3 protein-coding genes, 1 tRNA gene and 1 pseudogene are annotated in these 2,186 nt (G+C 65.3%); 1 reads left to right on the top strand and 4 read right to left on the bottom strand.

The features are described 5' to 3' along the window. Positions 1-6 precede the first annotated feature (6 nt). Positions 7-83 (top strand) — tRNA-Phe (locus tag AC2VON_RS17925). A gap of 38 nt (positions 84-121) precedes the next feature. Here the strand turns inward: AC2VON_RS17925 and AC2VON_RS17920 are convergent. The 4 genes and pseudogenes from AC2VON_RS17920 to AC2VON_RS17905 all read right to left on the bottom strand — a co-directional run. After that, positions 122-1,276 carry a tyrosine-type recombinase/integrase gene (locus tag AC2VON_RS17920; RefSeq protein ID WP_486954158.1) on the bottom strand — a complete coding sequence of 385 codons (1,155 nt, stop codon included), beginning with the start codon at positions 1,274-1,276 and terminating at the stop codon, positions 122-124. Next, on the bottom strand, positions 1,276-1,512 hold the full coding sequence (locus AC2VON_RS17915; RefSeq protein ID WP_031344525.1) for a helix-turn-helix transcriptional regulator: 237 nt from the start codon (positions 1,510-1,512) through the stop codon (positions 1,276-1,278). The genes AC2VON_RS17920 and AC2VON_RS17915 overlap by 1 nt, the downstream gene beginning before the upstream one ends. A gap of 5 nt (positions 1,513-1,517) precedes the next feature. Further along, on the bottom strand, positions 1,518-1,859 hold the full coding sequence (locus AC2VON_RS17910; protein WP_486954157.1) for a hypothetical protein: 342 nt from the start codon (positions 1,857-1,859) through the stop codon (positions 1,518-1,520). Beyond that, positions 1,852-2,186, bottom strand: a pseudogene (locus AC2VON_RS17905) (hypothetical protein); the annotation flags it as partial. The pseudogene AC2VON_RS17905 and the gene AC2VON_RS17910, both read right to left, overlap by 8 nt.

The raw sequence follows: 2,186 nt of genomic DNA, 5'->3' as shown, positions 1-2,186 counted from the left end.
CCTTCCGGCCAGGTAGCTCAGTCGGTACGAGCGTCCGCCTGAAAAGCGGAAGGTCGCCGGTTCGATCCCGGCCCTGGCCACCATTCTTTACCTGCATAGACACGGATCTTGCACTCGGTTGTCAGTTTTCTTTGTCCGGTTCTTGTCCGGTCTTCGGTGGGTGAATCTCCGTCGCGTGAAGCTGATCGAGATTGGTTGCCACCTGATCCAGCTCGTCGGAGTAGAGGTCGCTGTAGATGTTCGCGGTGACCGTCGGTGTCGAATGGCCCATGGTCTTCTGTACGTATCTCAGGTCTGCCCCGGATTTTCTGGCCAGGCTCGCATAGGTGTGTCGTAGATCATGAATGGTCAGTGGAGCCAGATCGGTCTTCGTGAGGGCCTTGTTCCAGTGCGTGTGGCGACGCCAGTTGTTGGAGCGCAGCATCGCTCCGTTGGGTGAGGTGACGGCGGGTTCGTCGGGCTCACGTTTGTTGAGGCGCCGTTTGAGGATGTCGACGACGACCTGCGGCAGCGGGATGGTGCGGATGCCAGCGCGGGTTTTCGGCGGTCCGATGACGATGCGGCCTTCGACTTCGGGTGCGGCGCGTCGGACGTAGAGACGACGAGCGTCAAGGTCGATGTCCTTAACGCGCAGGCCGACGAGTTCGGACCAGCGCAGGCCGGTGTAGGCAAGGATGGTGACGACGTCGCCTTGATCTCCGCACGCGACGGCAAGGCACTGGACTTCCTGGGCGGTCAGGTAGCGGTGACGCTCCCGCTCGGGAATCCGGCCCGCTGAGACACCGAGGGCGGGATTTCGGTGGATCCGGCCATCCTGGTGGGCGACATCGAGGATCGACCGCAGGAGCCGCAGGGTGGACACCTTCGCCCACGGCCCGACCGTGAGTCCGTCAACGAACGACTGGATCTCGGCGCGGGTGATCTCGTCGACGGGCACGTGACCGAACCGCGGCGCGATACGCAGTTCCCAGTGCTGGGTGTAGCCGCTCCAGGCCTTTGGCGATACCGCCGGCTTCTTGGACTCGGAGAACTGCGTCCAGGTCCGGTTCAGTGGTGTGCGGCCCAGGCGCGGGTCGAAGCGGCGTGCGCCAAGCGCGGCCTCGTTGTCGCGTTCGGATTTGAACGCCTTCGCCTCGCGCAGCGTCGGGAACGTCGCTGACGTTTCCACCCAGCCGGATGGCGCGTCGGGATCGCGGATCAGGTAGCGGACTTGGTAGCGGGGCTCCCCGGCGGCGTTGAGGCGCTTTCGGATGCCGCGCGGGGTGTTGCCGGCCATTACCGCCGCACCTGCTTCAGCCAGGACCGGACTTCAGCGCAGTCCCAACGACGTACACGTTCTGACAGGGTGTAGCAGGGCGGCCCGATCTGCTCACCGGTGGTTTCGCGGAGCGCGGCCCAGCGGTTGAGCGTCGCGGCGGAGACCCCCAGGAGCGCTGCCACTTGGTCAACGGTGAGCAGCTCTGGAAAGCCGCCAGCGGTGACGAGCGCCTCCCGGATGCCGTGAGTGACCATCTCCATCACCTCGGCGCCTGCGGCCCGATGACTTGATCGCGGAGACGGTCGAACCATGCGCGGGTGGCCGGCAGACCGGCGGCGGTGTCGGCTTCACCACCTGCGATTCCCCACAGGGTGAATGCCCAGGTGGCAAGAGCGGACTCCGGTGTTGCGAAGCGGCGCCACAGTTCGGCCTGATCGTCCAGGACCAACGCGACTCCGAGAACTTCGCCCGTGGACCAGCGACTCCGGTACTGGTCCCAGCCGTATCGGCGGACGAGCGCGGCGCGGCGCCGAAGATCATCAGCGCGGCGCGCCAACTGATCCTGGTCGGGTGGCTGGAAGATAGGCCAGTCGTCACTCATGGCGCTGTCCTTCCTCGGTCGTGCGCGTCCGACCGTATTTCTTTGCGGTAGTGCTGATTTGGTCGTCGGTCCAGAAGTCGGATCGCACCTTGGTTACCTGCCCGTCCTCGTCGATGACGTAGCCGGTTCCCGGATCGTTCGGGCTGATGCGGTGGGCGGGCGCGACGTCGGCGAGTCCATCACCGAGCACCATGGCGACCTCGTCGCGGGAACGGAGTCGGAGCGCGATGGTCTGGGTGAACAGGCCGCGCATCGGGAGGATCTCTTTGCGCGGGTCCTGCATGAAGGCGACCACCACGATGCCGAGTCCCCGGCCCTTGGTCAGAA

This window comes from Mycobacterium sp. TH-M82, assembly GCF_057473605.1.
Note: the sequence above shows the minus strand (reverse complement) of the source record. Positions and strands in the feature narration are given on the sequence as shown.